Consider the following 5,548-nt stretch of genomic DNA (forward strand, 5'->3'; position numbering starts at 1 on the left):
CCTCCACGGTCGTCTCCATTTTCGTGAACCCCACACAGTTCGGTCCCCAGGAGGATCTCGCCAAGTATCCCCGGGACCTTGAGAGGGATCTTCGTCTTCTGGAGGCGGAGGATGTGGACCTGGTCTTTGCTCCGGAGGCGGAGGAGATGTATGCACCGGACTCCTCCACCTGGGTCGAGGAGACGGCCCTGAGTCGGGGACTTTGCGGTGCTTCCCGCCCCGGGCATTTTCGGGGCGTCTGTACGGTGGTGCTCAAACTTTTCAACCTCGTTCAGCCGGATCGGGCGTACTTCGGTCAGAAGGATTTTCAGCAGGTCCAGGTGATTCGCCGCATGGTGCGCGACCTGGATGTCCCCGTGGAGATCGTCTCCTGTCCCATCGTGCGCGAGCCCGACGGCCTCGCGATGAGCAGCCGCAATGTCTACCTTTCGGAAACGCAGCGCGGTTCCGCCCTTCGTCTGAGCCGGGCACTCGAAAGGGCGCGCCTTTGCTTCGACCAGGGAGAACGGCGTGCGGACAGACTGCTCGGAGACGTGCGGGCCTTTCTGCTGGAGGATCCCGCCGTGGCGGTGGAGTACGCGGAGCTGCGGGACGCGATGACCCTGGAACCCGTGGAGGCGGCGGACGCTCCGGTGGTGCTCGCCCTTGCCGCCCGGATTGGAAATACCAGGCTCATCGACAACGCGGTGCTCTCCCATGGACTCGGATCAGGATCGTAACGGGCGGGGAGAGTCCGTTTCCGAAGGTGTGCTCCGCCGGGAGGAGGCCGAGGCTTTCGGGCCGGTGACCATCGTCGGCTGCGGCGCCCTGGGCGGGCGTTTCGCCGCCTCGCTGGCCGCCGCGGGGGTGCGGGTTCAGGCCCTCCAGCGACGGGGAGAGCATTTCGATGTCTGCCGGGAGCGGGGGCTCCTCTACGTGGATGCCCGGGGGGAGGAATGCCGAGTGCGCTTTCCCCTGAGCGACGATCCGGAGGAGCTTGCCGAGAGTTCTCTTGCGGTGGTCTTCGTGAAGAGCGGTCAGACCGGGGCAGTGGCTCCTCTCGTGGCGCGGTGTCTTGCCCGGGACGGCATTGTCCTCTCGCTGCAGAACGGCCTCGGCAACGGTGAGGCCCTTGCGCAGGTTCTCGGTGAGGAACGGGTCGCCCTCGGCGTCACCACCTGCGGGGCCCGGCGCAGCGCTCCGGGAGTCGTGCACTGGGGCGGGGATGGAGTGACTCGCATGGCGCCTCTGAGGCCGTCGAGGGATCTTTCCCGAATCGCTGCGCTCTTCCGCGCCGGGGGGTTCGTAGTGGAACTCCTCCGCGAACCCTGGCGAGCGGTTTGGGAGAAGGTGATTCTCAACGCCGCGGGAAACCCCGTGAGCGCCCTGCTTCGCTGCTCCAACGGAGAGCTGTTTCGAAACGCTTCCGCCCTGGCCCTGATGCGTCGTCTTCTCGCCGAGGGAGTGGCGGTGGCTCGGGCCGAGGGGGTCCTTTTCGACGAGGCGGAGCTGTGGGCCTCGCTCCTGCTGGTGCTGGAGCGTACGGGCACGAACCGGACGTCCATGCTGCAGGACGTGGAGCGGGGAACGCCGACGGAGAACGGGGCGATCAGCGGGGCGATTCTTCGCAGGGGCATCGCCCGGGGCGTCGCGGCTCCCGACACGGCCTGCGTCGTGGCACTGATGGAAGCGCTGGACGAGGCGATGAAGCAACGAAAGCGACAGTCTGCCGATGGGGGGAAAATGTGCGAATGAAAAAGATGACGGTTCTTCTCGGAAGTCCGAGACGCGGAGGAAACAGTGAAATGCTGGCGGATTCCCTGGTGCGGGGATTCGGCGGGACCGGCGGGGAGGCGCTGACCATCCGCCTCGCGGACCTGCGCCTCGGAGGATGCGTGGATTGCCGCAGGTGCTGGAGCAGCGGCCGCCCCTGCGTGATCGACGACGACATGCAGTCCGTCTATCTCGCCCTCGACGAGGCCGAGATCGTGGTGTTCGTGTCGCCTCTCTACTGGTGGAGCTGGTCCGCGCAGATCAAGCCCGTGTGGGACCGTCTGATTCCCTATGGGGCCGACGGCGCTCCCCGGAATCTTTCGGGGAAGGGCGCGCTCCTTCTGGCCACCGCGGGAGACGAGGACTCCGGCTGCTTCGAGGGACTCCGTTTTGCCTTCGCCAGGGGCACGGGGTATCTGGGCATGACGCATCTGGGGGAGATCTGTGCTTCCGGCGTGAACGCGAAAGGGGCGATTCAGGGGAGCGAGTGGCTCGAAAAGGCGGAGGCGCTGGGAAGATCCCTTTCTGCCTGGGGAACCTCTGAAGAGCGCTGAGCCGGGCTCGCAACAACGAGAGACGATCAGGCTCAAGGGCGGGAGAACTCCCTTCCATCAGAGCTTCCGTGGGAAGAGGCTTCCGTTTTCGGATGTCCTGCTCCGACTCCGAGAGATCCGTCGTTTTTCGAGGCGGGGCGGGTCTTTCTCCCGCGAGGGGAGACGCTTTTCTATGCTACAATTCTTCGAGCGGCGGAGGAGTGATCCGCCGCTGAAATGAAGGGTGGAGTTTCGTCAGGGTAGGGCGGAACGCACCGGAGGAGGAGAGACTCATGTCTGAATGCACCATGCAGCATCCGTCGGAGGATCTGCCCCAAAGAACGGCCGGCCGGCTTCTGTCGGAACGGGGGCTGCTGAAGGGGGCCGTGGCGGCAAAGGTGGAGGAGCGGCTTGTCGATCTTTCGAGCGCACTCGCCGAGGGAACGACGGTCGAGCCGGTTCCGGGGGAGAGCGAAGAAGGGCTTGACGTCCTGCGCCATTCCGCCTCGCATCTCATGGCTCAGGCGGTGTGCCGCCTGTTTCCCGGCACGAAGCTGGGAATCGGCCCGTCCATCAAGGACGGTTTCTACTACGACATGCAGATCGCCGGGCAGTTCACCGAAGAGGACCTGCCCCGCATCGAAAAGGAAATGGTCCGCATCGTGAACGAGGGACTCACGGTGGAACGTGTCCTTCTTCCCCGGGAGGAGGCGCTCGCGCTTTTCAAGGAACGGGGAGAGAGCTATAAGGAGGAACTGATCCGGGACCTTCCGGACGAGCAGATCTCCTGCTACCGCCAGGGAGAGTTCATCGACCTGTGTCGGGGACCCCACGTGCCGAACACCAAGATGCTCCGACACGTGAAGCTCCTCTCCGTCGCGGGCGCGTACTGGCGGGGTGACGAGAAGAACGCCATGCTGACCCGGGTGTACGGCACGGCCTTCGCGAGTGCCCAGGCGCTGGAGGACTATCTGAAGAGGATGGAGGAGGCGAAGCGGCGGGCTCACCAGAAGCTCGGAAAGGAACTCGACCTCTTCAGCATCCAGCCCGAGGGGCCGGGCTTTCCCTTCTTCCACCCCAAGGGTATGGTGATCATCAACAACCTTGTGGACTTCTGGAGGAAGGAACACGTGCGCCGGGGCTACTGCGAGATCCGCACGCCCCTCATCCTCGACCGGGAGCTGTGGATCCGCTCCGGGCACTGGGATCACTACCGGGAGAACATGTACTTCACCAAAATCGACGACCGGGACTTTGCCGTGAAGCCCATGAACTGCCCCGGGGGGATGCTGGTCTACAAGTCACAGCTCCGAAGCTACCGGGATCTGCCCCTCCGCATGGCCGAACTCGGAACGGTGCACCGTCACGAGCGCTCCGGCGTGCTCCACGGGCTCATGCGGGTCCGCTGCTTCACCCAGGACGACGCCCATCTCTACGTCACGCCCGAGCAGATCAAGGACGAGATCCTGGGCATCATGGACCTGATGCACTACGTCTACAACGACGTGTTCGGCTTCAAGTATCGGGTGGAGCTGTCCACCCGCCCCGAGAAGGCCATGGGCGATCCCCTCATGTGGGAGAAGGCGGAGCAGTCCCTCCGGGAGGCGCTGGAGGAGGGGGGCGTTCCCTTCAAGATCAACCCCGGCGACGGGGCCTTCTACGGTCCAAAGATCGACTTTCATCTGGAGGACTGTATCGGCAGGACCTGGCAGTGCGGGACGATCCAGCTCGATTTCCAGATGCCCGAGAAATTCGACATCACCTACGTGGGCTCCGACGGGGCGCAACACCGTCCTGTCATGCTGCACAGGACGGTCTTCGGGAGCCTTGAGCGCTTCTTCGGCATTCTCATCGAGCACTTTGCGGGGGCCTTCCCCTACTGGCTCGCTCCGGTGCAGGTGAAGCTGCTTCCCGTGAAGGACGCGCATCTTCCCTACGCCCGTGAGGTGGAGACCATGCTGCGCGGCTGGAACGTGCGGGTCGAGAAGGACCTTCGGGACGAGAAACTGGGCAAGAAGATCCGCGATGCCCAATTGCAGAAGGTTCCCTACATGATCGTTCTCGGGGACCGGGAGGTGGAGACCCGTTCCCTCTCCGTCCGGGAGCGGGCCAAGGGCGACCTGGGGAGCCTCTCCCCGGATTCGTTCCGGGAGCTGCTCCGCGAGGAGTTCTCTCCGCTGTAGCCATGTCTGTCTGCGGCCTCCGGACATCTCGTCCGGGGGCCGTTTCTTTATTCCCGCGCTCCCTGCGGATTTTCTTCGCTGTCGCACTTCCCAAGGCGGAGACGAACGTGTATTGTAAAGAGGCGCGACATCCTGATATTTCCTGAGGAATAGCAGCAGTCCCCCTGGGCCGACCGGGGTACGAAGCGAAGGAGACGAGAAGTCATGGCGGAAAGATACACGCTCCGGTGTGTTCTCTGCGGCGCCTCTCCGGAGGCGGAGGCTCGTACCTATACCTGTCCCCGTTGCGGTCTCGACGGAACGCTGGACGTTTGCTACGACATGTCCGCGCTTCGGGGACGCGTGACCGGCGAGACCTTCGAGGCTACGGGACGACAGGATCTGTGGCGCTATGCGTCCCTTCTTCCCGTGACGACGCGGGCGTCCATTCCGCCTCTCCAGGTGGGATGGACGCCTCTCTATGCGTCGGCGAAACTGGCGGAAACCTACGGTGTGGCGGAGGTGCACGTGAAGGACGAGGGACGCAACCCCACGGCGTCCCTGAAGGACCGGGCGAGCGCCGTGGCGCTCGCGAAGGCCCTGGATTTCGGCCAGAAGGCTATCGCCTGCGCCTCCACGGGAAATGCGGCGAGTTCCCTCGCGGGCTTTTCCGCCGTGGCGGGCCTTCCCTGCTACATCTTCGTCCCCGAGAGGGCTCCCGCGGCGAAGGTGGCGCAGCTCCTCGTCTACGGCGCCACGGTGGTCCTGGTTCGGGGGGATTACGCGGCGGCTTTCGATCTGGCCACCTGGGCCATCGAACGATTTGGCTGGTACAACCGCAACTGTGCCATCAATCCCTACCTGGTGGAGGGAAAGAAAACCTGCGGGCTTGAGATCGCCGAGCAGCTCGCCTGGCGGATGCCTCACCGGATCTTCATCTCCGTCGGTGACGGTTGCTGCATCAGCGGCCTGTACAAGGCTTTCCGGGATCTTGCGGACCTGGGGCTCATCGATGCGTTGCCCCGTCTCGTGGGTGTCCAGGCCGAGGGGTGTGCTCCAATCGCGGAGGCCTTCGGCGCAGGAGCGGAGCGGGTGACCTTC

General features: G+C 64.5%; 5 protein-coding genes. All 5 read left to right on the top strand.

Annotated elements, in window-relative coordinates; genetic code table 11:
• Positions 1-719, top strand: a 719-nt coding sequence (panC, locus tag Q1K49_RS14610; RefSeq protein ID WP_300526700.1) for a pantoate--beta-alanine ligase, incomplete at its 5' end; no start/stop codon positions are given.
• Positions 697-1,734, top strand: a complete 1,038-nt coding sequence (locus Q1K49_RS14615; RefSeq protein WP_300526701.1) for a 2-dehydropantoate 2-reductase — start codon at positions 697-699, stop codon at positions 1,732-1,734. The genes panC and Q1K49_RS14615, both read left to right, overlap by 23 nt.
• Positions 1,731-2,306 carry a flavodoxin family protein gene (locus tag Q1K49_RS14620; protein ID WP_300526702.1) on the top strand — a complete coding sequence of 192 codons (576 nt, stop codon included), beginning with the start codon at positions 1,731-1,733 and terminating at the stop codon, positions 2,304-2,306. The genes Q1K49_RS14615 and Q1K49_RS14620 overlap by 4 nt, the downstream gene beginning before the upstream one ends.
• A gap of 272 nt (positions 2,307-2,578) precedes the next feature.
• Positions 2,579-4,468: a threonine--tRNA ligase gene (gene thrS, locus Q1K49_RS14625; protein WP_300526703.1), complete on the top strand. Its 1,890-nt coding sequence runs from the start codon at positions 2,579-2,581 to the stop codon at positions 4,466-4,468.
• 204 nt (positions 4,469-4,672) lie between these two features.
• Positions 4,673-5,548 (top strand): pyridoxal-phosphate dependent enzyme (locus Q1K49_RS14630; protein ID WP_300526704.1); only part of this gene is annotated, 876 nt, incomplete at its 3' end.

Origin of the sequence: Aminiphilus sp. (genome assembly GCF_029975095.1) — a bacterium.
GTDB lineage: Bacteria > Synergistota > Synergistia > Synergistales > Aminiphilaceae > Aminiphilus.